Here is a 26,241-nt window from a genome sequence, read left to right as displayed (position 1 = left end):
CAGGGACCCGACTCGAGGAGACGATGATGTCCCAGAGCACCCAGAAGTCCGACAGCACCAAGAAGACTCCCAAGGCGACCAAGGCGGCCAAGGGCACCAGCCCCAAGCCCCGCAGCGCGGATTCGGAGAAGACCCACGTCATCTCGATCGACCAGGGCACCACGAGCACCCGCGCGATCGTCTACGACCAGAAGGGCCGGGCCGTCTCCTCGGCCCAGCTCGAGCACAAGCAGATCTTTCCGCGCGCCGGCTGGGTCGAGCACGACGCCAAGGAGATCTGGCGCAATGTCCGCAAGGTCGTCGGCGATGCCCTTGCCGATGCCGACATCTCCTCCGATCAGATTGCCGGCGTGGGCATCACCAATCAGCGCGAGACCACGGTGGTGTGGGAGAAGGAGACCGGCAAGCCGATCCACAACGCAATCGTCTGGCAGGACACCCGCACGCAGAAGGCCGTGGACAAGCTGGCGGACAAGCACGGCGAGGAGCTGTTCCGGGAGCGCACCGGCCTGCCCCTGGCCAGCTACTTCGCCGGGCCCAAGATCTCCTGGATCCTCGATGAGGTGAAGGGCGCCCGCAAGCGCGCCGAGAAGGGCGAGCTGCTCGCGGGCACCATCGATTCGTGGCTCGTGTGGAACATGACCGGGGGCAAGCCGGATTCGGTGCACATCACCGATGTCACCAATGCTTCGCGCACTCTGCTGATGAACATCGACACCCTCGACTGGAACGAGGACCTCTGCCAGAAGGTCGGCGTTCCGGTGAAGATGCTCCCGGAGATCCGCTCCTCGCTCGAGGTCTACGGGGAGGTGCGTCGTCGGGGTCTGCTGCACGGTGTGCCGATCGCGGGCATCCTGGGCGATCAGCAGGCGGCCACGTTCGGGCAGGCCGTGTTCGAGCCCGGCATGATCAAGAACACCTACGGCACGGGCAACTTCGTGCTGATGAACACCGGCACCGAGCTCACGCGCTCGGACAACGGGCTGATCACCACGGTGGCCTATCAGATCGAGGACCAGAAGCCGGTCTACGCCCTCGAGGGCTCGATCGCGGTGACCGGTTCGCTCGTGCAGTGGCTGCGCGACAACCTGGGGCTGATCTCCTCGGCCCCCGAGACCGAGAAGCTGGCCGCGGAGGCGGAGGACAACGGCGGGGCCTACATCGTCCCGGCGTTCTCCGGCCTGTTCGCCCCGCACTGGCGCCCCGATGCCCGCGGCGTGATCGTGGGCCTGACCCGCTACGTGGACAAGCGCCACATCGCCCGCGCCGCGCTGGAGGCCGCCGCCTTCCAGTCGCGCGACGTCGTGCTCACCATGGACACCGACGCAGATGCCCCCGTGAAGGAGATCCGCGTGGACGGCGGCATGAGCGCCAACGACCTGCTGATGCAGTTCCAGGCCGATCTGCTCAACACCACCGTGATCCGCCCCAAAAACATCGAGACGACCGCCCTGGGCGCGGCCTACGCCGCCGGCATCACCGTCGGATTCTGGGACGGCATCGACGACGTCGCCGCCGCCTGGGAGGAGGACAAGCGCTGGGAGCCCACCATGAAGAAGAAGGAGCGCGAGCGCCTGGCCCGCAACTGGGACAAGGCCGTGGAGCGCACCCTGGGGTGGATGGACGACGACGTCCTGTGATCTCCGGCTCCTCCTGACCTGTCGGCTCGGGCGTCCCCGTTCGGGGGCGCCCGAGCTGGTATGGTGGCCCGTCGGCCGGCAAGGCCCTGCCTCGCGCACCTCGGACGTGTCCCAACCGCACGGACCCGGGCGGCTCGAGCAGGTGACCTGCAGCGTGAGGGGATTGCGGCTGATCCCCAGCTCTCCGCACGGAAAGATGCCGTGACGGAGGCCGCGCCGAACAGAACGCGCATCGGATTCCCGCACAGCTGTGAGGGGATTCCGGTCCGCCCGCATGAAAGGGGACCACAGTGTCCAACAACGCCAATCGCGCGCGCCGCCAGGTGCGCAAGTCGCGTGCCCTCGGCATCGCGCTGACCCCGAAGGCCGAGAAGTACTTCGAGCGTCGTCCGTACGCCCCCGGCGAGCACGGCCGTGCGCGTCGCAAGCAGGACTCGGACTACAAGGTCCGCCTGACCGAGAAGCAGCGTCTGCGCGCGCAGTACAACATCCGCGAGAAGCAGATGCACCGCGCCTACGTCGAGGCCAAGCGCCGCGAGGGTCGTACGGGCACCAACCTGCTGACCCTGCTCGAGTCCCGCCTCGATGCCCTGGTCCTGCGTGCTGGCTTCGCCCGCACCATGGCACAGGCCCGGCAGCTCGTCGTGCACCGCCACATCATGGTCGACGGCCAGCGCGTCGATCGCCCGTCGTTCATGGTCAAGCCCGGCCAGATGATCCACGTGCACTCGCGCTCGGAGAAGATGGCCCCGTTCCAGGTCGCCGCCACCGGCGCGCACCAGGATGTCCTCCCGGACACCCCGGCCTACCTGGATGTCTCGATCGACAAGCTGCAGGCGACCTACACCCGCCTGCCGGAGCGCTCGGAGATCCCCGTGACCTGCGAAGAGCAGCTCGTGGTCGAGTACTACGCCCGCATGGCCTGATCAGGCTGAACCTCGGCTGACCGCCTCGGCGGCTGGCCGGACGGCGGAAGGGCCCGCATCGTCTCAGGACGATGCGGGCCCTTCGTCATGCCTGCCCGGTGAGCCGCCGCGAGTCACGGCCCACCGGTGCGGCGGTCCTCAGTGCTTGTGCGGGGTGCGGCTCACAGCGCTGGCCGCGTTGACGATCCCTGCGCCGTAGAAGCCGTTGAACTCCGCGGTGCCTGCGCAGGCGGCCGTGTAGGAGTCGTCGCGGCCGGGGTAGGTGACCTCTGGCGCGTCGCAGGCCTTCTCGTGCGCGGAGCTCACGAGCAGCTTCTCCACCCGGTTCGGCTGCATCTTCATGCCGCCGAGCTGTCGGTCGGGCTGTCCGTGGCTGCCGATGATCAGCGCGGCCACGCCGGTGGCGTGCGGGGCGGCCATGGAGGTGCCCTGCATGTGCTCGTAGTACGCGCACTGACCGGCGGCATCGCACTCGCTGACCACGAACGGATCCGTGGACTCGCCGTTCTCGTCCAGGATGCCCATCTCGCGCACCACCTGGGCCGGGACCGCCGCCAGGATCAGATTGCCCGGCTGACGGCCCTGATCGGTGCCGTCGTAGTCGCGGAAGTAGCCGCCGGGAGCGGCCACGGTGGTCTGCTCGGTGCCGTAGTTGGAGTAGTCGGACTTGATCCCGGAGGGACCCACGGCGGAGATGCTCAGGACCCCGTCGCCCTCGGTGGGCATGTCCAGGCAGGAGTTGTCGATCATGCGCTCTCGGGCCGCGCCCTCGGGCAGGTTCGGGCTCGAGGTGTCGACCTGGGGATCGCCGAGATCCATGTGGGAGTTGCCCATGGCGGCGAGGAGAGTCACGCCGTGGTCCTGGGCATAGTTAAGGGCGCGGTTGGTGGCCTCGATCGTCAGCTGCTGGGCCTGCTGCTCTTCCGGGCTGTCAGCCGGGTTGTCGGTGCAGTTGAAGGCCCAGGGGTCGATGTAGTAGCTCATGTTCACCACGTCGATGCCGACCGACGGGGCGTAGGTCAGCGCCTCGAGGGTGGACTCCAGGAAGAAGTAGCCGCTGTCCTGGCCCACGCGCAGGTTCACGATCTCGGCCTCCGGCGCCACGCCCTCGATGCCCAGGCCGTTGACGGGCGAGGCGATGGTGCTGGCCACATGCGTGCCGTGACCGCCCTCGTCGACCGTGGGGCCGTCCTGGCAGGAGCCGTCGACCTCGTCCTCACATGCGCCGTCGATCTCGGGGATGTCGGTGGTGAAGTTGCGCGAGAGCTCGTAGTTGAGGTTGGGGGCGATATCCGGGTGGGTGCCGTCCACGCCGGTGTCCATGACGCCCACGCGGACACCTGCACCCGTCTCGGTGCGATGCGCCTGGTCCGCGTCGATCATGTCCAGGCTCCACTGCCGGTCGCGCAGCGGGTCATCGGCGGTGGCCGGAGCCTTCTGCTTCTTGGCCTGCCCCGGGGGGATCCGCACGTTGTCCGGGGCCTCGGTGACCGCAGGGCGATCAGCGCGGGCGCGCTCCACGTCGTCGGTGTCCTTGCGGCGCTTGTCGACGCGAGCATCAGGGGTGTAGCCGATGACCTGGTCGTCCATGGCGCCGGCGATGGCGGCCGAGGACTCCAGGCGCTGGTCCAGGTCCGCGGGTCCGTTGACGGTGAACAGGCCGATCGCGTCGTTGCGCTCGGCGATCTCGCCGCCGGCGGCCTCGATGGCTGCGGCGGCCTGGCCGACGTCGGCTCCCTCGGCCGCCAGGACGATCTGGCGCTGCGGCGACTGCTCCGAGGAGGGCGCGGCATAGGCGGGCAGCAGCCCGCCGGTGGAGCTCAGGGCCATGGCCGAGGTGAAGGCCAGCGCTGCGACGGCGCGAGTGCGGCGGCGGCTGCGCGCGGGAGGCGTCTGGGCGTCGAGCGACGCGTGGGAGGGTGTGGTGCGGTGCATGGATCCCCCTTGATCCGAGAGCGGAACACCGACGGTGCGGTGTGGTGGGGGTCACAATACACACATGTATGTGCTGGTCGGGGCGGATTCGGCACGGCTTCGGACATATCGGTCCGCAGCGGCGCCTCGCGCAGACGCGGCGATGCGCACATCACAGCTGTCGTCGGGTTTCGTGACCTTTTTGTTACAGTGGTCCCCGCACTGCACGCCCTGTCGCCGACTCTGTCCGTCGTCCGGATCCGTGCGGCTCAGGGCAGGTTCTCCCGATCGCTGCCGCCGCCGAGCAAGGAGCACCCCCAGCACATGACCGGAGGAGATATCGCCGGGCTGATCGCCGCCGGCGTGTTCGCAGTGCTCGTCGCCCTGCTGGCGGTTCCGATCGTCAAGCTGGGCAGGGTCTTCGATGAGCTGCGGGTGCTGATCCGCGACCTCAACGACGAGACCGAGCCGCTGCTGCAGGAGGTCACGCGCACGGTCGCCACGACCAACTCGCAGCTCGAGAAGGTCGATGTCATCACCGACAGCGTCTCGGACGCCTCGGCCAGCATGTCTGCCATGACCTCCCTGGTGGCCTCCACCGTGGGACAGCCCATCATCAAGACCGCGGCGTTCTCCTCCGGGGTGCGCCGCGCGTTCAGCAGCGACGCCGTCCGCGCCCGTCGCGAGGAGCGGCGCAGGGCGCGAGAGGCCGAGCAGGCTGCAGGCGCGGCCGCTGCCGAGGCTCCGGCGCCGACCGAGACGGATGGGCCCGACCACGCTGGTCCCGCCGCAGGCACCGAGCAGTCCGGGCCCATGCGCGCCGCGCCCGCCCACGGCATGCCTGTGCGCGAACAGGGCGGCGCCTGGTGGGAGGGCACCGAGTGGGACAGCGACCCGGACATCGACAGCACCGGCGCCTCCGCCGCCGCGTCGCCCAGCAGTGAGACCATGTCGACGGAGTCCGTCGAGCCCGGCGTGGCACGGCGCGAGTCCGCGCAGGACGACCAGCCCGGGCGCCGAGACGCGGAAGGACCTCGAGCATGAGCGCATGGACCCGGCTCGCCGTGCTGGCGGCCGGCGCAGCCGTCGGCGTCGGGGCCGGGCGTGCCGCCGGCAGCGACCGCGGCCGTCGAGCCGCCTCCCAGGCGCTCGAGCGCGGTCGCGGCGCCGCCGAGCCCGTGGAGCGGACCCGCTCGGGTCCGGTGCGCGAGAACCGACTCGGCACGCGCGCGCTGCGCCTGGTCCAGGACATCCGCGCGGGAATGGACCAGGCCGAGACCGAGCTGCGCGATCAGCTCGGCGGCACCGGCCGCAGCCGCGGAGCTGGAGCGGGCGAGCCAGTCGCAGACAGGCATGAGCTGCCTGCCGGGCAGCGCGCAGGCGAGGCGACGATCATCGACCACGAGGACCAGGCGCCCGCCGCAGGCCCCGCGACGGCTCCTGAGCGCACCGACCGGCTCCGGCCGGTCACTTCACAGACCATCACGAACCCGAGGACCAAGAGGACGACATGCTGACCCACGAGATCACCGAGCGCTGGCTGAGCTTCTTCGAGAAGAAGGGACACACGGTCGTGCCCTCGGCCTCCCTGGTCTCGGCCCAGCCCGGTTCGATGTTCACCATCGCCGGCATGGTCCCCTTCATCCCGTACTTCCTGGGCCAGGAGCAGGCGCCGTACGACCGCGCCACCTCCGTCCAGAAGTGCATCCGCACGCTCGACATCGACGAGGTGGGCAAGACCGCTCGCCACGGCACGTTCTTCCAGATGGCCGGCAACTTCTCCTTCGGCGACTACTTCAAGGAGAAGGCCATCCCGTTCGCATGGGAGCTGCTGACCAGCTCCGTCGAGGACGGCGGGTTCGGGCTGGACCCGGAGCGGCTGTGGATCACGATCTACGAGCACGACGAGGAGTCCTACGCGCTGTGGCGCGAGACCGTGGGAGTGCCGGATGAGCGCATCCAGCGCATGCCCAAGGAGGAGAACTTCTGGGACACCGGCCAGCCCGGCCCGGCCGGTCCCGACTCCGAGATCTTCTACGACCGCGGCCCCCGCTACGGCAAGGAGGGCGGCCCGGCGGCGGACGACGACCGCTACATCGAGATCTGGAACCTCGTGTTCATGCAGTACCAGCGCGGCGAGGGCAGCGGCAAGGACTACGAGATCCTGGGCGAGCTGCCCAAGAAGAACATCGACACCGGCATGGGCGTCGAGCGCATGGCCATGCTGCTGCAGGGCGTGGAGAACTTCTACGAGACCGACCAGGTCCGTCCCGTCCTGGACGCCGCCGAGAAGCTCTCCGGCCGCACGTACCGCGGCTCCGAGAACCCCGGGGACGAGGGCTACGAGGACGACGTCCGCATGCGCGTGGTCGCCGATCACGTGCGCTCCTCGCTGATGCTCATCGGCGACGGCGTGGTGCCCGGCAACGAGGGCCGCGGCTACATCCTGCGCCGCCTGCTGCGCCGCGCGATCCGCGCCATGCGCCTGCTGGGCGTGGCCGAGCCCTGCCTGCCCACGCTGCTGCCGGCCTCCTCCGAGGTCATGGGCAAGGTCTACTCGGTGGTCAAGGACGACTTCGAGCGCATCTCCCGGATCGCCTACGCCGAGGAGAAGGCCTTCCTGAAGACGATCGAGTCCGGCACGGCTCGCCTGGACCAGGCGGTCTCCGCGGCCAAGGCCCAGGGCGGGTCGGTCGGCGGTGCCGATGCCTTCGCCCTGCACGACACCTACGGCTTCCCGATCGACATGACCCTCGAGATGGCCGCTGAGGCCGGTGTCGCGGTCGACGAGACGGCCTTCCGCTCCCTGATGGAGGAGCAGCGCCAGCGCGCCCGCGCGGATGCCAAGGCCAAGAAGGGCGGCTTCGAGGACCTCTCGGTGCTGCGCGCCCTGCAGGAGCAGCGCGGCTCCGTGTTCACCGGCTACGACGAGTTCTCCACCGCGACCACGATCCGCGCTCTGCTCGTCGACGGCCAGACCGTCCCGGCCGTGTCCGAGGGCCAGGAGATCGAGGTCGTGCTCGATTCGACCCCGTTCTACGCCGAGTCCGGCGGCCAGGCCGCCGACTCCGGCACGATCTCCGGCGACGGCTTCGTCATCCGGGTCTCGGATGTCCAGCAGCCCGTCAAGGGGCTGTCGGTCCACCGCGGCAAGGTCGTCTCCGGCGAGGCGGCCGCCGGCTCCGAGGTCACGGCCGCGATCGACGTCCGCCGCCGCCGCGACGGGGAGATGGCGCACTCGGCCACGCACATCGTGCACGCGGCGCTGCACGAGGTCCTCAGTCCGGAGGCCGTCCAGCGCGGCTCCTTCAACAAGGAGGGCTACCTGCGCTTCGACTTCAGCTGGGGCGAGGGGCTGTCCACCGCGCAGAAGCAGGAGGTCGAGGGCCTGGCCAACGCCGTGATCCACGACGACCACGAGGTCATCACCCGCGAGATGCCGATCGACGAGGCCCGCGCCCTGGGCGCCATGAGCCTGTTCGGCGAGAAGTACGGCGATGTGGTGCGCGTGGTCGAGATGAACGGCGAGTGGTCGCGCGAGCTGTGCGGCGGCACCCACGTGGACGACACCGCGCAGATCGGCTCGCTGTCGCTGATCTCGGAGGGCTCCGTCGGCTCCGGCAACCGCCGCGTGGAGGCCCTGGTGGGCCTGGACTCGTTCAACCACCTGGCCGCCGAGCGCACGCTGGTCAACCAGCTGACCGACATGCTCAAGGTGCAGTCCTCCACCGAGCTGCCCGAGCGCCTGCAGTCCACCCTGGATCGCCTCAAGGAGACCGAGCGCCAGCTCGGCGAGCTGCGCCGCGAGAAGCTGCAGGCCCAGGCGGGCTCGCTGCTGGATCAGGCCCAGCAGATCGGCTCCCTGACGGTGCTGGCCCACGACATGGGCGAGGTCTCCGGAGCCGATGACCTGCGCGCCCTGGCGCTGGATCTGCGCGGGCGCCTCAGCGACCGCGCGGCCGTCGTGGCCGTGACCGGCGTCTCCGGCGGGCGTCCGCTCGTGCTCGTGGCCACGACCGAGTCGGCCCGCGCCGAGGGCGCCAAGGCCGGTGCGCTGGTGCGCACCGCGGCAGGCGTTCTCGGCGGCGGCGGCGGCGGCAAGGACGACCTCGCCCAGGGCGGCGGCCAGGATCCCGCCCGCACGGGGGCCGCGCTCGAGGCCATCCGCGCCGAGCTGCGCGGCGGAGCAGAGGCCTGAGGCCTTGGTCATGACCTCCGAGGGGCTCACCGCGCAGGTGCCGACGGCCGTCCGGCCGGGTCGGCGCCTGGGTGTCGACGTCGGCACGGTGCGCGTCGGTGTGGCCCTGTCCGATCCGGACGGCATCCTGGCCACGCCGCTGACCACCCTGGAGCGCGACCGCCGCAAGGGCTTCGACATCAAGCTTGCGGCCAACCTGGTCCACGAGCACGAGGTCGTCGAGGTAGTCGTGGGGCTGCCGCTGGCCATGTCCGGGAAGCACACGGACTCCACCCGAGCGGCGATCGCCTGGGCCCAGGGCCTGCAGCGGCGACTGGCCGCCAAGGGGTGGTCCGTGCCCGTGCGCATGCTCGACGAGCGCTGGAGCTCGACCGAATCCCACCGCGCCCTGCTGGAAGCGGGCGTGTCGCGGCGCGAGCACCGGGACAAGGTGGACCGCCAGGCTGCGGTGACCATCCTCGAGGCCGCCCTGTCCATGATCAGACGCTCCGGCGGTCCCGCCGGAGTGGATGTTCCCCCCGCTGACGGAGCCGACACCGGTCCCCGAGCAGCCCAGACCACCGTCGCCTCCGCGCAGGCGGCCGCCCACCCGGAGGGAGACCTGTCGTGAGCGACCAGGACCCGCGCACCGACGCGCACACCGAGGACCCGTCCGGCGGGGGCTCACCGCGCGAGACGCGCGAGATCGCGGGGGCCTTCGAGGCCGAGAACCGATCGCCGGAAGAGCTGCGTCGGCTGACCCGGAAGCACAACATGTCGCTGCTGGGGGCCATCGCGCTGTTCACCGTGGCCGTGGTGCTCACCGTGACCGTGCTGGGCTCAACCTTCGGCTGGTTCGAGCGCCACGACTACCGCGGCGAGGGCCAGGACCCTGTGACCTTCACCGTCCAGGAGGGCGCGACCGTCGCTCAGATCGCTTTCGCTCTGGAGGAGGAGGACATCGTCGCCGACGGCGAGCGCTTCGTGGAGGTCTTCAACGAAAACCACGCAGGCGACTTCGTGCAGCCGGGGGAGTACGAGCTGAATCACCAGATGAGCTCGGACGCGGCCGTCGGGAGGCTGATGCAGGAGGACGAGGCGACCGACTACGCCGCCGTCCCGCGCACGATCCGCATGGACGAGACCTTCGAGATCCTCTCCGAGGCCACCGGGAACTCGGTGCAGGACTTCGAGGACGCCGCCGAGGACCCCACGCAGTACGGCATCTCGGATCAGTTCCCGACGATCGAGGGGTACCTGCATCCCGGCGAGTACCGCTTCGCTCTGGATGCCACCCCGGAGGAGATCCTCCAGGAGATGGTGGATGCCACGAACGCCGCGCTCGAGGAGGCCGGTGTGGCCGAGGAGGACGAGTTCGAGATCCTCACCGTGGCCTCGATCGTCGAGTTCGAGGGCGTGCCGGATATCTACGACGACGTCGCCGGTGCGATCTACAACCGCCTGGACAATCCCGACGCCGGAACCGGCGGGCTCATCCAGTCGGATGCCTCGGTGGCCTACGGCCTGGGCGAGACCACGGTGCACATCTCCGAGGAGGAGAAGCAGGACGAGTCGAATGAGTACAACACGTACGCCAATCCGGGCCTGCCCGTGGGACCGATCGGCTCGCCCAGCACCGAGGCCATCGATGCCGCGGCCAATCCGGCCGAGAACGACTACTACTACTGGGTCACGGTGAACCTCGACACCGGCGAGACGAAGTTCGCCTCCACGCTCGAGGAGCACGCGGAGAACGTCGACGAGTACCAGCAGTGGTGCTCCGAGAACGAGGACAAGTGCCAGTGAGTCGGGCGCACGCGGGAGTGGCCGGCCATCCGATCGGCCACTCCCTCTCACCTTGGCTGCACGAGGCCGCCTACCGGGTGCTGGGGGAGGCGATCGACTACCGGGCCTACGACCTCGAGGAGGGCGAGCTCACCGGGCAGATCGACCTGCTGCGCCAAGATCCATCCTGGCGGGGCATGTCGGTGACCATGCCGTTGAAGTCCGAGGCGGCCGAGGTCGCCGACGAGCTGACGGATCGGGCAGCGGCCGTCGGCACGGTCAACACGCTGCGCCCGCGCTCCGACGGCTCCCTGCTGGGGCACAACTCGGACGTCGCCGGGATCGCCGCCTCGCTGCGGGCGGCTGGCCCGGTGCCGGAGGCTCCACGGGCCTCGGTGCTCGGCGGGGGAGGGACGGCCACGGCCGCCCTGGCTGCGCTGCAGCAGCTGGGCGCGGAGCAGATCGATCTCTGGGTGCGCTCTCGCGAGCGCGCCCAGCGCGCGGTCGAGGCCGCCGATCGGCTCGGGCTGCCGGTGCGGATCCGGGACTGGGATGAGGCGGCCGAGCAGCTGGCCGGCTGCGATCTCGTGGTCTCGACCCTGCCGCCGCACGGTGCCGATGCCCTGGCCGCCCAGCTGGCCGCGGTGCGCGGTCGCAGCACCCGCGGCACGCTGCTGGATGCCGCCTACGACCCCTGGCCCTCGGCGCTGGCCCGAGCCTGGCAGCGCGCCGGAGGCGCGGTGGTCCCCGGGCTGGATATGCTCGTGCTGCAGGCCCTGGACCAGATCCGGCTGTTCACCGGCCGAGCGATCGACCAGACCCTGCCCCATGAGCACGAGGTGATCCGCGCCCTGTGCGCCGCCGCGGGCCGGCCCGAGCTCGCCCAGGCGGTCCTGTCCCGCCCGTAAGACCCGCCCGGCGCACGTGCCGGATCCGGGACGGAATCGGCGCGGATCACCGGACAGGCTCCCGCGAGCACGCGCGGAGCACACGACGACGAGAGGCTGAACATGCTGCGCTGGCTGAGTGCTGGTGAGTCCCACGGAGAGGCCCTCGTGGGCATCATCGAGGGCGTTCCCGCCGGGGTCAGCCTGACCTCGGCCGACATCCAGGCCGCGCTGGCCCGTCGCCGTCTTGGCTACGGTCGCGGGGCGCGCATGAAGTTCGAGCAGGACCGCGTGCGGCTGCTCGGCGGCGTGCGCCACGGCCTGACTCAGGGCGGGCCGGTCGCGATCGAGATCGCCAACACCGAGTGGCCCAAGTGGGAGACGGTCATGTCCGCCGACCCCGTGGACCCGGCGCTGCTCGAGGGCCGCGCCCGCAACGCGGCGCTGACCCGCCCGCGCCCCGGCCACGCCGACTTCACGGGCATGCAGAAGTACGGCCATGACGAGGCCCGCCCCGTGCTCGAGCGCGCCTCTGCTCGCGAGACCGCCACCCGCGTGGCCCTCGGAACGGTGGCGGCTGCGATCCTCGAGGCGCTGGGCGTGGGCCTGGTCTCGCACACGACGGCCGTCGGCGGCGTCGAGGCCCCGATCGATGCTGCGCGCCCGGTGCCCGGCGACGTCGAGGCCCTGGACGCCGATCCGCTGCGCTGCCACGACGCCGAGACCTCGGCGAAGATGGTCGAGGCCGTCGACGCCGCGCACAAGGACGGCGAGACCCTCGGCGGCGTCGTCGAGGTCCTGGCCTACGGACTGGCCCCGGGACTGGGCTCCTACGTGCACTGGGACCGCCGCCTGGACTCGCGCCTGGCCGGGGCGCTGATGGGCATCCAGGCGATCAAGGGCGTGGAGGTCGGCGACGGCTTCCTCACCGCCGCGCGTCCCGGCACGCAGGCCCACGACGAGATCAGGATCGGCGACGACGGCCGCGTGCACCGCGTCTCCAATCGCGCCGGCGGAATCGAGGGCGGCATGTCCATCGGAGACGTCCTGCGCGTGCGGGCTGCCATGAAGCCCATCGCGACCGTCCCCAAGGCGCTGCGCACCGTGGACATCGCCACGCGCGAGGCCTCCCGGGCCCACCACCAGCGCTCGGATGTCTGCGCCGTGCCGGCCGCCGGCGTGGTGGCCGAGGCCATGGTCGCGCTCGTGCTCGCGGAGGCCGCGCTCGAGAAGTTCGGCGGCGACTCGATCGCCGAGACCGTGCGCAACAAGGACGCCTACCTGGCCGCGATCCCGGAGGCGCTGCGCTCGAGCGGCGAGATCGACGCGTTCGAGGGCACGGAGGGGCCTGCGCCGGAGCGCAACGCGTGAGCCGACGTCGTCGTCCCGCGGCACCGGATCCGCAGGCGGATCTGGGGCCCTCCCAGGGCCCGATCGTGCTGATCGGGCCCATGGCCGCGGGCAAATCGCACCTGGCCAAGTACATGGCCCGGCGCTACGGCTACGGCTTCGCCGACTCCGATTCGGTGATCGTCCAGCGCCACGGGCAGATCCCGCAGCTGTTCGAGGCCCGGGGCGAGGACGAGTTCCGCAGGATCGAGGCGGAGACCATCGCCGAGCTGCTGGAGGACGAGTCGCTGGACGACTCGATCATCTCGCTGGGCGGTGGCGCTCCCATGACGCCCGCGGTCGAGGAGCTGCTGCTGCACGAGATGGTCGCCTACCTGGAGATCGACGAGCGCTCGGTGCGCCGACGCCTGCGTCGCACGGGCAACCGCCCCATGCTCAAGGGCGATCCCGTCCAGCGCTGGCGTGATCTCATGTCCCAGCGCCGGGACACCTACGAGGCCCTGGCGGACATCCGCCTCGACGCCAGCGGCAACCGCCCGATCTCCAGGATCGCCGAGGACCTGCACGAGGAGATCCAGGCGCTGCGCCGCCTGGCCGCAGGCTGAGCCCGCCGAACCAGACCACCGCAAGATCCGACCTTCGCGCTTCGTCGCGCCGGGTCGGGGCGAAGGAGAGCCATGACCACCACCCGCATCCCCGTGACCGGCACGCGGCCCGAGGACGAGTACGAGGTGCTCGTGGGCCGCGGCCTGATGGGCCACCTGGCCGAGATCCTGGGCAGCCGCGTCCAGAAGGTCCTCGTCATCCACCCGCAGGCCCTCGAGGCCAACGGCCAGGTGGTCGTCGAGCAGCTGCAGGGGGAGGGCTATCAGGCCTTCCAGGCCGTGATCCCTGATGCCGAGGAGGGCAAGCGCCTGGAAGTCGCCGGCTTCTGCTGGCAGGCCCTGGGCCAGGCCGATTTCACCCGCACCGACGCGATCGTCTCGGTCGGCGGCGGCGCCGTGAGCGATCTGGCCGGCTTCGTGGCCGCGACCTGGCTGCGCGGCATCCGCGTGGTGCACGTGCCCACGACCTTCCTGGGCATGGTCGATGCCGCAGTGGGCGGAAAGACCGGGATCAACACCTCCGAGGGCAAGAACCTCGTGGGCTCGTTCCACCCTCCGGCCGGCGTGCTGTGCGATCTCGATGTGCTCTCGACTCTGCCGCGCAATGAGCTGCTGACCGGCATGGCCGAGACGGTCAAGTGCGGGTTCATCGCCGATGAGCGGATCCTCGAGCTGATCGAGCAACATCTCGAGGAAGCGACGGATCCCGCCTCGCCGGTGCTGCGCGAGCTCGTGGAGCGCTCTGTGCGGGTCAAGGCCGGCGTCGTCTCCGGGGACCTGCGGGAGTCGGGGGAGCGCGAGATGCTCAACTACGGCCACACCCTGGGGCATGCGATCGAGCAGAACGAGCGCTATCAGTGGCGACACGGCGCGGCCGTGTCGGTCGGCATGATGTTCGCCGCGGAGCTGGCCCGGACCAACGGGACGCTGACGGACGAGGTCGTGGATCGCCACCGCAGCATCCTGGAGTCCCTGGGGCTGCCGATCACCTACCGCTACGACCAGTGGCCCAAGCTGCTCGAGGTCATGAAACGGGACAAGAAGACCCGCGGCGGGCTGCTGCGCTTCGTGGTGCTGGACGGGATCGCCCGGCCCCGCATCATGGAGGTCCCGGATCAGTCGATCCTCTACGCGGTGTACCAGGAGGTCGCGGTCTGAGCCGCCCCTGGCGGGGCCTGCGCCACCGGGGCAGGTCCCGCCCTTGCTAGGATGATCCGCGATCCGCACGCGTCCGCAGTGCCGGACGCCCAGGCGACGAGAGAGAGAGCATGGCCACCTCGAACGACATCAAGAACGGCACCGTCCTGAAGATCGACGGCAATCTTTGGAGCGTCATCGAGTTCCAGCACGTCAAGCCGGGCAAGGGCGGGGCGTTCGTGCGCACCAAGATGCGCAACATCACCTCCGGCAAGGTCGTCGACAAGACCTTCAACGCCGGCGCCAAGGTGGACACCGCCACGGTCGATCGCTCCGAGTACCAGTACCTGTACAAGGACGGCGACGACTTCGTCTTCATGGACAACGACACCTACGACCAGGTCCTGGTCCCGGCCTCGGTGGTCGGCGACGCCGAGAACTTCATGCTCGAGGCCTCGAACGCCACCATCGCCTTCCACGAGGGCACGCCCCTGTACATCGAGCTGCCGCCGTCGGTCGTGCTCGAGATCACGGAGTCGGCTCCGGGCCTGCAGGGCGACCGTTCCACCGGCGGCACCAAGCCCGCCACGGTCGAGACCGGCTACCAGATCCAGGTTCCCCTGTTCGTCGAGGCGGGCACGCGCGTCAAGGTCGACACCCGCACGGGCGACTACCTGGGCCGCGTCTCCGAATGAGCGCACGCGGAAGGGCCCGCACCCGGGCCGTCGAGGTCCTCTTCGAGGCCGAGCAGCGCGGTGAGCCCGCCCTGGAGGTCATGACGCGGCGCCGAGCCCACGACGACAAGCAGCTCGGCGCCTACACGGAGGAGATCATCCGCGGGGTGCTGCTGCGCCGCCCGGAGATCGACGAGGCCGTGCAGACCTGGTCGCGCGGCTGGACGCTGGAGCGCATGCCGGCAGTGGACCGCACGCTGCTGCGCGTGGGGGCATGGGAGCTGCTCTACAACGACGACGTCCCGGATGCCGTGGCCGTGGCCGAGGCCGTGGGGCTGGCCCGCGAGCTGTCGACCGATGACTCCCCGGGCTTCGTCAACGGCCTGCTCGGGCGCCTGCAGAAGATCAAGCCCACGCTGCTGGCGGCCCAGCAGGCGGATCCGCAGGCCGGAGACCAGCCCACGGTGGCGCAGGTCCTGGCCGAGTCCGCTGAGCAGGAGCAGGGCGTGGCCCTGCCCGATTTCGACGAGCCGGAGCTGGACGGCGCGCAGGTTCTGGCGCCCAGCTCGGATGACACTGTCTCCTCCGGCGAGTCCGCCGAGGAATCGGCCGAGCCTGCGGGAGGCCCCGGGGCGGCGTGAAGGTCATCTCGGCAGCTGCGCACAGCGCGCACCGGTGATCGCACCGGTGCGCGCTGTCGCATGCGGGCCCCAGGCTCAGGGATGCTGCTGCGCAGACGGCGCTCGTCGGGAGGACAGGGGCCCGGTGCTAGGGTTGCCCTCGGCACAGCACCCTTTAAGTCCGTCCGGAGAGGCGGGGAAGGAGGCGGCACCGTGGCAGAGGAGACTCTCCCAGAGACGGCGACGCACAGATCTGGCCGCGAGCAGGACGGCGGCGCCCCGGGCGCACGGCGGATCCTGGCTCCGGCCGACATCGACAGGGCGCTGACGCGCATCGCCCACGAGATCCTGGAGTCCAACCGGGGCGCTGAGAGCCTGGTGCTCATGGGCATCCCGCGCCGCGGCTATCCGCTGGCGCAGCGACTGGCGGCCAAGATCGCCCAGTTCGACGACTTCGATCCGCAGACCTCCCTCGGCCAGCTCGACGTCACCATGTACCGCGACGACCTGCGCACCTCCGGCTCGCGCGTCCCCTGGCCCACCCGCCTGCCCGAGGCCGGCATCGACGGCCGCACCGTGGTCCTGGTGGACGACGTCCTCTACTCCGGTCGCACCATCCGTGCGGCCCTGGACGCCCTCACGGAGCTGGGCCGACCGGAGATCGTGCGGCTGGCGGTGCTGGTCGACCGCGGCCACCGCCAGCTGCCGATCCGCGCCGACTTCGTCGGCAAGAACCTCCCCACCTCCTCCCAGGAGCGGGTCCGCGTGCGGCTGTCCGAGATCGACGGAAGCGCCGAGGCGAGCGCGCAGGAGACCGACCAGGTGGTGATCGAGGGATGAAGCACCTGCTGAGCACTCGGGAGATGACCCGCGCCGAGGCGCTGCAGATCCTCGACACCGCCGAGCGCATGGGAGAGCTGGGGCAGCAGTCCGTGCGCAAGCTGCCCGCTCTGCGCGGACGCACCGTCGTGAACCTGTTCTTCGAGGACTCCACGCGCACGCGGATCTCCTTCGAGACGGCCGCCAAGCGCCTCTCCGCGGACGTGCTGAACTTCTCGCCCAAGGGATCCTCGGTCTCCAAGGGAGAGTCCCTGAAGGACACCGCCCAGACCCTGATGGCCATGAACGCCGATGCCGTCGTGATCCGCCACGGTGCCTCGGGCGCACCGCAGCAGCTGGCGACCGCCGGGTGGATCGATGCTGCCGTGCTCAACGCCGGCGACGGCAAGCACGAGCACCCCACACAGGCCCTGCTCGATGCCATGACACTGCGCCAGCACCGCGCGCGCCTGGCTGGGGTGGACCCCACGGGCACCGACCTCGAGGGCACGCACGTGGTGATCGTGGGCGATGTCCTGCATTCGCGCGTGGTGCGCTCCAACATGTGGCTGCTGTCCACGCTGGGGGCTCGCGTGACCCTGGTGGCCCCTCCCACGCTGGTCCCGGTGGGCGTGCAGCACTGGCCGGTCGAGGTGCGCTTCGACCTGGACGAGGCCCTGGCCGAGGGCCCGGACGCCGTGATGATGCTGCGCGTGCAGCGAGAGCGCATGCACGCCGCGTTCTTCCCGTCCGAGGCCGAGTACGCCCGCACCTGGGGCCTCACGCACGAGCGCCTGCAGCTGCTGGACGACTCCGGGCTGGAGACCGCGATCATGCACCCCGGTCCCATGAACCGCGGCCTGGAGATCTCCTCCGAGGCCGCCGACTCGCCGCGCTCGACCGTGCTGCGGCAGGTCGCCAACGGCGTCTCGGTGCGGATGGCCTGCCTGTACCTGCTGCTGACCGGCGAGGACGAGACCGCCGGCAGCGATCCCTTCAGCCCCGAGGAGAACCGATGAGCCCCGCCCACGACCCGTCCGCGACCGGCGCGCAGCGCTGGCTGATCCGCGGCGCCTGCCTGCTGGGCGAGTACACGGCCGATCTGCTCGTGGCCGAGGGCCGCATCGAGCGCATCGGCGAGGGCCTCGAGGACCCCGACGCCCGGGTGATCGAGGCGGAGGGCCTGATCGCCCTGCCCGGCCTGGTGGACATCCACACCCACTTGCGCGAGCCGGGCCGCGAGGACGCCGAGACCGTGGAGACCGGCACGCGCGCGGCGGCCCTCGGCGGCTTCACCGCGGTCTTCGCCATGGCCAACTCGGATCCGGTGGCCGACACCGCCGGAGTGGTCGAGCAGGTCTGGGGCCTGGGCCGCGACGCCGGCTGGGCGCAGGTCCAGCCCATCGGCGCGGTGACCGTCGGGCTGGGCGGCGGGCAGCTCTCCGAGATCGGCGCCATGGCTGAGTCCCGTGCGGCCGTGCGCGTCTTCTCGGATGACGGCAAGTGCGTCCACGACCCGCTGCTGATGCGCCGGGCCCTGGAGTACGTCAAGACCTTCGGCGGCGTCGTCGCCCAGCACGCCCAGGACCCGCGCCTGACCGAGGACGCCCAGATGAACGAGGGCTCCGTCTCGGCGGATCTGGGCCTGGCCGGCTGGCCGGCGGTCGCCGAGGAGGCGATCATCGCCCGCGACGTCCTGCTCGCCCAGCACGTGGGCTCGCGCCTGCACATCTGCCACCTGTCCACCAAGGGCTCGGTCGAGCTCGTGCGCTGGGCCAAGGAGCGCGGGATCGAGGTCACCGCGGAAGTGACCCCGCACCACCTGCTGCTCACCGACGAGCTCGTGCGCACCTTCGATCCCGTCTACAAGGTCAACCCGCCGCTGCGCACCGAGGAGGACGTTCAGGCCGTGCGCCAGGCCGTCGCCGACGGCACGATCGATGTCATCGGCACCGACCACGCCCCGCACCCGCGCCAGGACAAGGAATGCGAGTGGTCCGGTGCCGCCCACGGCATGACCGGGCTGGAGACCGCCCTGTCGATCGCCCAGCACACTCTCGTGGACACCGGGCTGCTCACCTGGGCGGACGTGGCCCGGGTGCTCTCCGAGACGCCGGCGCGCATCGGCGGGCTGGGGGAGCAGGGTCGGCCCCTGGCCGAGGGCGAGCCCGCCAACATCGTGCTCTTCGACCCGGCCGCCGAGACCGTCGTCGACCCCGAGGCCCACGCCAGCAAGGGCCGCAACAGCCCCTACCGCGGACTGAGGCTGCCGGGCGCTGTGCGCGCGACCCTGCTGCGCGGGCACCCCGTCGTGCTCGAGGGCCGGCTCTCCAGCCCGCACCCCGATGCCGCCCGCACCGTCGGCGGCCCGTACCAGGGGCGGTGAGCGGCATGGACTACAGGCTCCAGACCGCCCTGTGGGGCCTGGCCGTGATCATCGTGGTCCTGGTGCCGGCCGCGCTGGCCTGGCGGCGTCGTCGTCGCCGCGACGAGTCCCGGGCCCCGCTGCCCGTGCTGCCCGCTGACATCGAGCAGCGGGAATCGATCGGTCACGTGGACGGCATGTACGTGGCCACCACGCGCCACGGCAACACGATGGACCGGCTGGTCGGCCACGGCCTGGGTGTGCGCACCCGAGCGCGGGTCCTGCTCTACGAGGACGGGCTGCTCATGGATCGCACGGGTGCTCAGCCCGTGTGGATCGCAGCACGGGCCGTCGCCGACTGCGGCACGGGCTCGGGCATGATCGGCAAGTTCGTCGAGCCCGGCGGACTCGTCATGGTGACCTGGGACTACGAGGGCGAGCCGGTGGACACCGGCTTCCGGCCGCAGCGCTCCGAGGACCGCCCCCGGCTGCTCGAGGCGCTGGCCGCCTACAGCACCGCACAGACTTCCGCGACGCCCCGCGAAGGCGCCGCATCCGCATCGCAGAACCAGGAGACCGCTTCGTGAGCGCACTATCACCGACCCCCGCGATCCTCGTGCTGGAGGACGGGCGCACCTTCCGCGGCAGCGCCTGGGGCGCCGAGGGGCGCACCCTCGGCGAGGCCGTGTTCTCGACCGGCATGACCGGCTACCAGGAGACCCTGACGGACCCGTCGTACGCGGGCCAGATCGTGGTCATGACCGCACCGCACGTGGGCAACACGGGCACGAACGCGCAGGACGACGAGTCCCGCCGCGTGTGGGTCGCAGGCTACGCAGCCCGCGACGCCGCCCGCGTGGCCTCGAACTGGCGCAACGAGAAGACCCTCGACGAGCTGCTCGCCGAGCAGGGCATCGTGAGCATCCGCGACATCGACACCCGCGCGGTGACGCGCCACCTGCGCAGCGCCGGGGCCATGCGCGCCGGGATCTTCTCGGGCGAGGCCCTGGGCTCGCGCCCCGTCGACGAGCTGATCGCCCAGGTCCGCGAGCAGCCGTCGATGGCCGGTCAGCGCCTGGCCGAGACCGTGACGACCGAGCAGGCCTACACGGTCGAACCGGCCGATCACGGCTGGGACGACGAGGTCATCGGCCAGGTGGCCGCGATCGATCTGGGGATCAAGTCCATGACGCCTCGGCGGATGGCCGAGCGGGGCCTGCGCGTGCACGTGCTGCCGGCGGCCACGACCGCTGAGCAGATCCGCGAGCTGGGCGCCGATGGCGTGTTCATCTCGAACGGTCCCGGCGATCCGGAGACCGCCGAGGCCCAGATCGAGGTCCTGCGCGAGGTCCTGCGCTCGGGCATCCCTTTCTTCGGGATCTGCTTCGGCAACCAGCTGCTGGGCCGGGCCCTGGGCTTCGGGACCTACAAGCTGCCCTTCGGCCACCGCGGCATCAACCAGCCCGTGCTGGACCGCCGCACCGGCAAGGTGGAGATCACCGCGCAGAACCACGGCTTCGCCGTCGACGCCCCGCTCGACGGGCCCGTCGAGGCGCCCGCCGGCGGCTTCGGGCGAGTGGAGGTCAGCCACATCGGGCTCAACGACCAGGTGGTCGAGGGCCTGAACTGCCTGGACATCCCCGCCTTCTCCGTCCAGTACCACCCCGAGGCGGCGGCCGGTCCGCATGACGCCGCCTACCTCTTCGACCGCTTCGTCAAGATGCTGCGCACCCGTGAGCCCTTCAGGGGCGGCGCGCAGGCCGAGGCCGTCGTCGCCGGCGCGGACATCGCCGAGCAGACCACCACGCACAACCCCAGCCAGGAGGCCCAGAACTGATGCCGCGCAGGAACGATCTCAACAGCGTCCTGGTCATCGGCTCCGGCCCGATCGTGATCGGGCAGGCCGCCGAGTTCGACTACTCGGGCACCCAGGCCCTGCGCGTTCTCAAGGAGGAGGGCCTGCGGGTCATCCTCGTGAACTCGAACCCGGCCACGATCATGACGGACCCGGAGTTCGCCGACGCCACCTACGTCGAGCCGATCACCCCCGAGGTGGTCGAGAAGATCATCGCCCAGGAGCGCCCCGACGCGGTCTTGCCCACCCTCGGCGGGCAGACCGCGCTGAACACCGCGATCGCCCTCGATGCCAACGGCGTGCTCGAGAAGTACGACGTCGAGCTGATCGGCGCGAACATCGCAGCGATCAACCTGGGCGAGGACCGCGAGGCCTTCAAGGGCGTCGTCGAGCGCTGCGGCGCCGAATCCGCCCGCTCGATCATCGTCCACTCCATGGACGAGGCCCTGGCCGCCGCCGAGCAGCTCGGCTACCCCATGGTCGTGCGCCCGTCGTTCACCATGGGCGGTCTCGGCTCCGGGCTGGCCTACGACGAGGCCGACCTGCGCCGCATCGCCGGTGCGGGCATCCAGTACAGCCCCACCTCCGAGGTCCTGCTCGAGGAGTCGATCCTGGGCTGGAAGGAGTACGAGCTCGAGATGATGCGCGACCGCAACGACAACGTCGTGGTGGTCTGCTCGATCGAGAACTTCGACCCCGTGGGCGTGCACACCGGCGACTCGATCACCGTGGCCCCAGCGCAGACGCTGACCGACCGCGAGTACCAGAAGCTGCGCGACATCTCCATCGCCGTGATCCGCGAGGTCGGCGTGGACACCGGCGGCTGCAACATCCAGTTCGCGGTCGAGCCCGAGACCGGGCGCGTGGTCGTCATCGAGATGAACCCGCGCGTCTCGCGCTCCTCCGCACTGGCCTCCAAGGCCACCGGATTCCCGATCGCCAAGATCGCGACCAAGCTCTCGCTGGGCTACACCCTGGATGAGATTCCCAACGACATCACCAAGAAGACCCCGGCGTCCTTCGAGCCCACGCTGGACTACGTCGTGGTCAAGTGCCCGCGCTTCGCCTTCGAGAAGTTCCCGGCGGCCGACCCCACGCTGACGACCACCATGAAGTCGGTCGGCGAGGCCATGGCCATCGGGCGCAGCTTCACCGAGGCGCTGCAGAAGGCCATGCGCTCGCTCGAGCAGAAGGGCTCGAGCTTCGACTTCACTCGGCCCGAGATCGAGATGGGCCCGCACGGGATCCAGCGACTGGTCGATGCCACCCGCGCCTCGACCACCGAGCGCATCCACGCGGTGCAGCAGGCCCTGCTCAACGGCGCCAGCATCGAGCAGGTCCACGCGGCCACCGGGATCGATCCCTGGTACCTGGACCAGATCTGCCTGCTCAACGAGGTCGCCGAGACCGTGCGCGCCGATGCTGATCTCAGTGAGAACACGCTCCGCCTGGCCAAGCGCCATGGTTTCTCCGACGCCCAGATCGGTGCGCTGGCCGCCGTCTCGGAGGACGTCGTGCGCGGGGTGCGCCACGCACTCGGCGTGCGTCCCGTCTTCAAGACCGTGGACACCTGCGCAGCCGAGTTCGAGGCCTACACGCCGTACCACTACTCCTCCTACGATGAGGAGACCGAGGTGGGCCAGCACGGGGCGAACTCGGTGCTGATCCTGGGCTCGGGGCCCAACCGCATCGGGCAGGGCATCGAGTTCGACTACTCGTGCGTGCACGCCTCGATGGCTCTGGGCGGGGCCGGCTACGAGACCGTGATGCTCAACTGCAACCCGGAGACGGTCTCGACCGACTACGACATCTCCACGCGCCTGTACTTCGAGCCGCTGACCTTCGAGGACGTCATGGAGGTCATCGCCGCCGAGCGGGCCACCGGCGGGCTGCTGGGTGTGTTCGTGCAGCTGGGCGGGCAGACCCCGCTCAAGCTGGCCGAGCAGCTCAAGGCCGCCGGTGTCCCCATCCTGGGCACCACGCCGGAGGCCATCGATCTGGCCGAGGACCGCGGCGCCTTCGCCCGCGTGCTCCACGACGCCGGACTGCTGCAGCCGCGCAACGGCACGGCCTCGACCTTCGAGGACGCACGGGTCATCGCCGCCGAGATCGGCTACCCGGTACTGGTGCGCCCCTCCTATGTGCTGGGCGGGCGCGGCATGGAGATCGTCTACACCGACGAGCAGCTGCGCACCTATCTGGACAACGCCACCGAGGTCTCCCCGAAGCGCCCGGCGCTGATCGACAAGTTCCTCGAGGACGCGATCGAGATCGACGTCGACGCCCTCTACGACGGTCAGAGCCTCTACGTCGGCGGGATCATGGAGCACCTCGAGGAGGCCGGCATCCACTCCGGCGACTCGGCATGCACCCTGCCGCCGGTGACCCTGGGCCCGGACGTGCTCGAGCGCGTGCGCCAGGCCACCGAAGCGATCGCAGCCGGGGTGGGCGTACGCGGGCTGATCAACATCCAGTTCGCCCTGGCCGCCGACATCCTCTACGTGATCGAGGCCAATCCGCGCGCCTCGCGCACCGTGCCGTTCGTCTCCAAGGCCACGGGGGTGCAGCTGGCCAAGGCCGCGGCGCTGATCGGCACCGGCGTGAGCATCCGCCAGCTGCGCGCCGACGGCGTGCTGCTGCCCGAGGGCGATGGCTCCCACCTGCCGGATGACGCCGCGGTGGCCGTGAAGGAGGCTGTGCTCCCGTTCGCGCGTTTCCGCACCGCCGAGGGCCGTGCCGTGGACTCGCTGCTGGGCCCCGAGATGCGCTCGACCGGCGAGGTCATGGGCTTCGACGAGCACTACGACACCGCCTTCGCCAAGGCCCAGGCCGGTGCCGGGGTGGCACTGCCCACGCAGGGCCGGGTCTTCGTCTCGGTCGCGAACAAGGACAAGCGCGCGGCGGTGGCCTATGTGCGCATGTTCCGGGATCTCGGCTTCGAGATCGTGACCACGGGCGGGACCGCCAAGGTGCTGCGTCGCAACGGGATCGACTCGACCGTCGTGGCCAAGATCTCGGATCGCGGCTCGCAGGAGCGCACCGTCGTGGACCTGATCGAGAACGGCGAGATCGACCTGGTGTTCAACACGCCCTCCAGCGGCGGGGACTCCCGGGGCGACGGCTACGAGATCCGTGCGGCGGCCACCTCCGTCGGCATGCCGATCGTGACCACCGTGGCCCAGCTGGGCGCAGTGGTGCAGGCGGTGACGGCGCTGCGCGAGCACACCTGGGACGTGACCCCGCTGCAGGTCCACGAGCAGCGGCTGCGCGCCTCGGTGTCCGCCGCCCGCGAGTCGGCGGAGCCGGCCCGTGGCTGAGTCGGTGCGGCCGAGCTTCGGCACCCGGGCGGCGGCGGCCATCGCCGAGCACGGTCCGCTGTGCGTCGGGATCGATGCCCATCCCGCACTGCTGGAGGCCTGGGGCCTGCCCCAGTCCCCGGCGGGACTGCTGCGCTTCTCACGGGGCGTCGTGGAGGCGCTCGAGGGGCAGGTGGCCGCGATCAAGCCGCAGGTCGCCTGGTACGAGGCCTACGGCTCCGCCGGCATGGCGGTGCTGGAGCAGACCCTCGAGGCCTGCCGCCAGGCAGGGATCCTCTCGATCGCTGATGCCAAGCGCGGAGACATCGGCTCGACCATGCAGGCCTACGCCAGAACCTGGCTGGCCGAGGAGTCCTCGCTGCGCGCCGATGCCGTGACGCTGAGCCCCTATCTGGGCGCCGGTGCGCTGGAGCCGGCCTTCGAGCTGGCCGAGGCCACGGGCCGCGGCACGTTCGTGCTGGCCCTGACCTCCAATCCGGAAGGGGCCTCGGTGCAGCACCGGGGCGGGGCGCAGTCCGTGGCCGCGGCGGTAGCCGAAGCCGTCTCCCAGCGCAATGCGGGGGTGGTCTCAGCATCGACGCAGGTCATGCCCGGGGAGGACGCGCATTATGACCGCTTCGTTACGGGACCGCACGGACTCGTCGTCGGAGCGACCACCGGAGAGGCGATCGCGCAGGTGGGAGTGGATCTGACCGGGCTCGACGGCCTGGTGCTGGCCCCTGGCTACGGAGCTCAGGGCGCGACCGCCCGTGACCTCGGCGCAATGTTCGCCCAGGTCAGGGGGCGAGTGCTGGTCAACTCCTCGCGCGGGATCCTCGCGGCCGGACCTGAGTCCCAGGCGCTGGGCGAGGCCGTGAGCGCTGCGCAGGCCGAGCTGTCCCCACAGCTCTGCGCGCTCTGAACCGACTCCCGATGCCGTCGCGGAGCAGCCTCCGCGACGGCATCGGCCCAGGTCCTATACCACCTCCGCTATGACCATTCCAACGAATGCGCATACAGTTGCGCGAACGCGTCGCCTCGATCCTGGTCGGATCATGGGCCTTCGGCGCGCGAGGACAGCTGTTCACAGGGAGGAACCGGTCATGGCTTTGCGCCAGCTGACAGATGAGGAACGGGCTGCGGCCCGAGACAAGGCGACCGCCGCTCGCGCGGTGCGCGCCGAGGTGAAGTCCAAGCTGAAGGATCGGAGCATCACGGTGGCCGAGATCCTGGAGCGCGCGGGTGAGGATGAGGCGCTGAGCCGCATGAAGGTCTCCGACCTCCTCGAATCCGCTCCGGGCATCGGCAAGGTCCGCTCCGCGGCGATCATGGAGGACATCGGCATCGCCAAGACCCGCCGCGTGCGGGGTCTGGGCGTGCATCAGCGCCGTGCGCTGATCGCCCAGCTCGATCGCTGAGCCGGCGCCCGTCTGATCCTGCGGCCGCCTCCCGAAGGCGCTTCTCCTCCTGGCCGTTGATCCGCGGCGGAGGCGGGGCGCCTTCGTCGACGGCGGTATCCTGGCTGCTCACGTCCCGCGGGACGCCGTTCGAGCAAGCTGGAGGAGCATCCTTGCCGCAGGAGCACACCGGAGTGAGCATCGCCCCCGAGCACGTCACCGTGCTGGCCGGGCCCACCGCCGTCGGCAAGGGCACGGTCTCCACCTACATCCGGGACCACTGCCCGGACGTCTGGCTCTCCGTCTCGGCCACCACCCGTGCTCCCCGTCCGGGCGAGCAGGAGGGCGTCCACTACTTCTTCGTCGATGACGACGAGTTCCAGCGCATGGTCGACGAGGGCCAGATGCTCGAATGGGCCGTGGTTCACAACCGCAGCCGCTACGGCACTCCGCGGCAGAAGGTGCTCGATGCCGTGGCCGCAGGCCGCCGCGTCCTGCTGGAGATCGATCTGGCGGGGGCGCGCCAGGTCCGGCAGTCCATGCCGGAGGCGCAGCTGGTCTTCCTGGCCCCTCCTACCTGGGACGAGCTGGTCGCTCGACTGACCGGGCGCGGCACCGAGAGCCCCGAGGAACAGCAGGTGCGGCTGGAAACCGCTAGGATGGAGCTGGCTGCGGAGCCGGAGTTCGACCACACCGTCGTCAACGACCGAGTGGAGAAAGCTGCGCAGAGGCTCGTCGAGCTCATGGGGCTCGACCCGCGCACCTGCGCCTGAGTCCGCGAACCCGCAGCCGAG

At 70.6% G+C, this 26,241-nt stretch carries 22 protein-coding genes and 1 pseudogene; 22 read left to right on the top strand and 1 reads right to left on the bottom strand.

All coding sequences use genetic code 11. From position 1 onward, the window contains the following. Window positions 1–26 precede the first annotated feature (26 nt). Window positions 27–1,640, top strand: coding sequence for a glycerol kinase GlpK (gene glpK, locus M3E84_RS00275; RefSeq protein WP_259893852.1), 1,614 nt, complete (start codon window positions 27–29; stop codon window positions 1,638–1,640). A gap of 290 nt (window positions 1,641–1,930) precedes the next feature. Further along, entirely contained in the window at window positions 1,931–2,566 is a 636-nt protein-coding gene (gene rpsD, locus M3E84_RS00270) for a 30S ribosomal protein S4 (protein WP_259893850.1), read from the top strand. A 138-nt stretch (window positions 2,567–2,704) separates the two neighbouring features. On the opposite strand, the gene M3E84_RS00265 is transcribed toward rpsD, so the two are convergent. Beyond that, complete coding sequence (locus M3E84_RS00265; protein ID WP_259893849.1) at window positions 2,705–4,501, bottom strand: S8 family serine peptidase; 1,797 nt, start codon at window positions 4,499–4,501, stop codon at window positions 2,705–2,707. A gap of 303 nt (window positions 4,502–4,804) precedes the next feature. Here M3E84_RS00265 and M3E84_RS12435 point away from each other — a divergent pair, with 303 nt between their 5' ends. The 20 genes and pseudogenes from M3E84_RS12435 to gmk all read left to right on the top strand — a co-directional run bounded on the left by M3E84_RS12435 (window position 4,805) and on the right by gmk (window position 26,220). Beyond that, window positions 4,805–5,524 (top strand): DUF948 domain-containing protein, encoded by a 720-nt coding sequence (locus M3E84_RS12435; protein ID WP_396415522.1) that lies wholly within the window; start codon window positions 4,805–4,807, stop codon window positions 5,522–5,524. Beyond that, entirely contained in the window at window positions 5,521–5,997 is a 477-nt protein-coding gene (locus M3E84_RS00255) for a hypothetical protein (RefSeq protein WP_259893847.1), read from the top strand. The genes M3E84_RS12435 and M3E84_RS00255 overlap by 4 nt, the downstream gene beginning before the upstream one ends. Then, on the top strand, window positions 5,991–8,678 hold the full coding sequence (gene alaS, locus M3E84_RS00250; RefSeq protein WP_259893844.1) for an alanine--tRNA ligase: 2,688 nt from the start codon (window positions 5,991–5,993) through the stop codon (window positions 8,676–8,678). The genes M3E84_RS00255 and alaS overlap by 7 nt, the downstream gene beginning before the upstream one ends. Before the next feature lie 10 nt (window positions 8,679–8,688). After that, entirely contained in the window at window positions 8,689–9,288 is a 600-nt protein-coding gene (gene ruvX / locus M3E84_RS00245) for a Holliday junction resolvase RuvX (protein WP_259893842.1), read from the top strand. Then, complete coding sequence (gene mltG, locus M3E84_RS00240) at window positions 9,285–10,463, top strand: endolytic transglycosylase MltG (RefSeq protein ID WP_259893840.1); 1,179 nt, start codon at window positions 9,285–9,287, stop codon at window positions 10,461–10,463. Before ruvX ends, mltG begins: the two co-directional genes overlap by 4 nt. Further along, window positions 10,460–11,350: a shikimate dehydrogenase gene (locus tag M3E84_RS00235; protein WP_259893837.1), complete on the top strand. Its 891-nt coding sequence runs from the start codon at window positions 10,460–10,462 to the stop codon at window positions 11,348–11,350. The genes mltG and M3E84_RS00235 overlap by 4 nt, the downstream gene beginning before the upstream one ends. Before the next feature lie 102 nt (window positions 11,351–11,452). After that, window positions 11,453–12,700 (top strand): chorismate synthase, encoded by a 1,248-nt coding sequence (aroC, locus tag M3E84_RS00230; protein ID WP_259893835.1) that lies wholly within the window; start codon window positions 11,453–11,455, stop codon window positions 12,698–12,700. After that, entirely contained in the window at window positions 12,697–13,284 is a 588-nt protein-coding gene (locus tag M3E84_RS00225) for a shikimate kinase (RefSeq protein WP_259893833.1), read from the top strand. Before aroC ends, M3E84_RS00225 begins: the two co-directional genes overlap by 4 nt. Before the next feature lie 72 nt (window positions 13,285–13,356). Further along, the gene (gene aroB / locus M3E84_RS00220; RefSeq protein WP_259893831.1) at window positions 13,357–14,442 is read left to right on the top strand and encodes a 3-dehydroquinate synthase; all 1,086 of its coding nucleotides are present in this window, start codon (window positions 13,357–13,359) and stop codon (window positions 14,440–14,442) included. 110 nt (window positions 14,443–14,552) lie between these two features. Then, entirely contained in the window at window positions 14,553–15,116 is a 564-nt protein-coding gene (gene efp / locus M3E84_RS00215) for an elongation factor P (protein ID WP_259893830.1), read from the top strand. Further along, window positions 15,113–15,520 (top strand): annotated as a pseudogene (gene nusB / locus M3E84_RS00210) (transcription antitermination factor NusB); the annotation flags it as partial. The gene efp and the pseudogene nusB, both read left to right, overlap by 4 nt. 408 nt (window positions 15,521–15,928) lie before the next feature. Continuing rightward, complete coding sequence (gene pyrR / locus M3E84_RS00205) at window positions 15,929–16,555, top strand: bifunctional pyr operon transcriptional regulator/uracil phosphoribosyltransferase PyrR (RefSeq protein WP_396415520.1); 627 nt, start codon at window positions 15,929–15,931, stop codon at window positions 16,553–16,555. Continuing rightward, on the top strand, window positions 16,552–17,553 hold the full coding sequence (locus tag M3E84_RS00200; protein ID WP_259893828.1) for an aspartate carbamoyltransferase catalytic subunit: 1,002 nt from the start codon (window positions 16,552–16,554) through the stop codon (window positions 17,551–17,553). Before pyrR ends, M3E84_RS00200 begins: the two co-directional genes overlap by 4 nt. Further along, complete coding sequence (locus tag M3E84_RS00195; protein WP_259893826.1) at window positions 17,550–18,920, top strand: dihydroorotase; 1,371 nt, start codon at window positions 17,550–17,552, stop codon at window positions 18,918–18,920. Before M3E84_RS00200 ends, M3E84_RS00195 begins: the two co-directional genes overlap by 4 nt. 5 nt (window positions 18,921–18,925) lie before the next feature. Next, complete coding sequence (locus M3E84_RS00190; protein ID WP_259893825.1) at window positions 18,926–19,486, top strand: ABC transporter permease; 561 nt, start codon at window positions 18,926–18,928, stop codon at window positions 19,484–19,486. After that, window positions 19,483–20,736 (top strand): glutamine-hydrolyzing carbamoyl-phosphate synthase small subunit, encoded by a 1,254-nt coding sequence (gene carA, locus M3E84_RS00185; protein WP_259893823.1) that lies wholly within the window; start codon window positions 19,483–19,485, stop codon window positions 20,734–20,736. Before M3E84_RS00190 ends, carA begins: the two co-directional genes overlap by 4 nt. Then, window positions 20,736–24,071 (top strand): carbamoyl-phosphate synthase large subunit, encoded by a 3,336-nt coding sequence (gene carB, locus M3E84_RS00180; RefSeq protein WP_259893821.1) that lies wholly within the window; start codon window positions 20,736–20,738, stop codon window positions 24,069–24,071. Before carA ends, carB begins: the two co-directional genes overlap by 1 nt. Then, complete coding sequence (gene pyrF, locus M3E84_RS00175) at window positions 24,064–24,972, top strand: orotidine-5'-phosphate decarboxylase (protein WP_259893819.1); 909 nt, start codon at window positions 24,064–24,066, stop codon at window positions 24,970–24,972. Before carB ends, pyrF begins: the two co-directional genes overlap by 8 nt. 181 nt (window positions 24,973–25,153) lie before the next feature. Then, window positions 25,154–25,468 carry an integration host factor, actinobacterial type gene (gene mihF, locus M3E84_RS00170; RefSeq protein ID WP_259893818.1) on the top strand — a complete coding sequence of 105 codons (315 nt, stop codon included), beginning with the start codon at window positions 25,154–25,156 and terminating at the stop codon, window positions 25,466–25,468. A 173-nt stretch (window positions 25,469–25,641) separates the two neighbouring features. Further along, window positions 25,642–26,220, top strand: coding sequence for a guanylate kinase (gene gmk / locus M3E84_RS00165; RefSeq protein ID WP_259893816.1), 579 nt, complete (start codon window positions 25,642–25,644; stop codon window positions 26,218–26,220). Window positions 26,221–26,241 lie beyond the last annotated feature (21 nt).

The sequence above is a fragment of the Kocuria sp. p3-SID1428 genome (assembly GCF_025149945.1).
Classification (GTDB): Bacteria; Actinomycetota; Actinomycetes; order Actinomycetales; family Micrococcaceae; genus Kocuria.
Note: the sequence above shows the minus strand (reverse complement) of the source record. Positions and strands in the feature narration are given on the sequence as shown.

Bases quoted from the DNA above. Each gene is read 5' to 3' on its own strand.
- alaS (WP_259893844.1), top strand. From the start codon at position 5,991: ATGCTGACCCACGAGATCACCGAGCGCTGGCTGAGCTTCTTCGAGAAG.
- aroB (WP_259893831.1), top strand. From the start codon at position 13,357: ATGACCACCACCCGCATCCCCGTGACCGGCACGCGGCCCGAGGACGAG.
- carB (WP_259893821.1), top strand. From the start codon at position 20,736: ATGCCGCGCAGGAACGATCTCAACAGCGTCCTGGTCATCGGCTCCGGC.
- M3E84_RS00190 (WP_259893825.1), top strand. From the start codon at position 18,926: ATGGACTACAGGCTCCAGACCGCCCTGTGGGGCCTGGCCGTGATCATC.
- glpK (WP_259893852.1), top strand. From the start codon at position 27: ATGTCCCAGAGCACCCAGAAGTCCGACAGCACCAAGAAGACTCCCAAG.
- M3E84_RS00265 (WP_259893849.1), bottom strand. From the start codon at position 4,501: ATGCACCGCACCACACCCTCCCACGCGTCGCTCGACGCCCAGACGCCT.
- efp (WP_259893830.1), top strand. From the start codon at position 14,553: ATGGCCACCTCGAACGACATCAAGAACGGCACCGTCCTGAAGATCGAC.
- ruvX (WP_259893842.1), top strand. From the start codon at position 8,689: ATGACCTCCGAGGGGCTCACCGCGCAGGTGCCGACGGCCGTCCGGCCG.
- mihF (WP_259893818.1), top strand. From the start codon at position 25,154: ATGGCTTTGCGCCAGCTGACAGATGAGGAACGGGCTGCGGCCCGAGAC.
- M3E84_RS00255 (WP_259893847.1), top strand. From the start codon at position 5,521: ATGAGCGCATGGACCCGGCTCGCCGTGCTGGCGGCCGGCGCAGCCGTC.
- M3E84_RS12435 (WP_396415522.1), top strand. From the start codon at position 4,805: ATGACCGGAGGAGATATCGCCGGGCTGATCGCCGCCGGCGTGTTCGCA.
- aroC (WP_259893835.1), top strand. From the start codon at position 11,453: ATGCTGCGCTGGCTGAGTGCTGGTGAGTCCCACGGAGAGGCCCTCGTG.
- M3E84_RS00195 (WP_259893826.1), top strand. From the start codon at position 17,550: ATGAGCCCCGCCCACGACCCGTCCGCGACCGGCGCGCAGCGCTGGCTG.
- M3E84_RS00200 (WP_259893828.1), top strand. From the start codon at position 16,552: ATGAAGCACCTGCTGAGCACTCGGGAGATGACCCGCGCCGAGGCGCTG.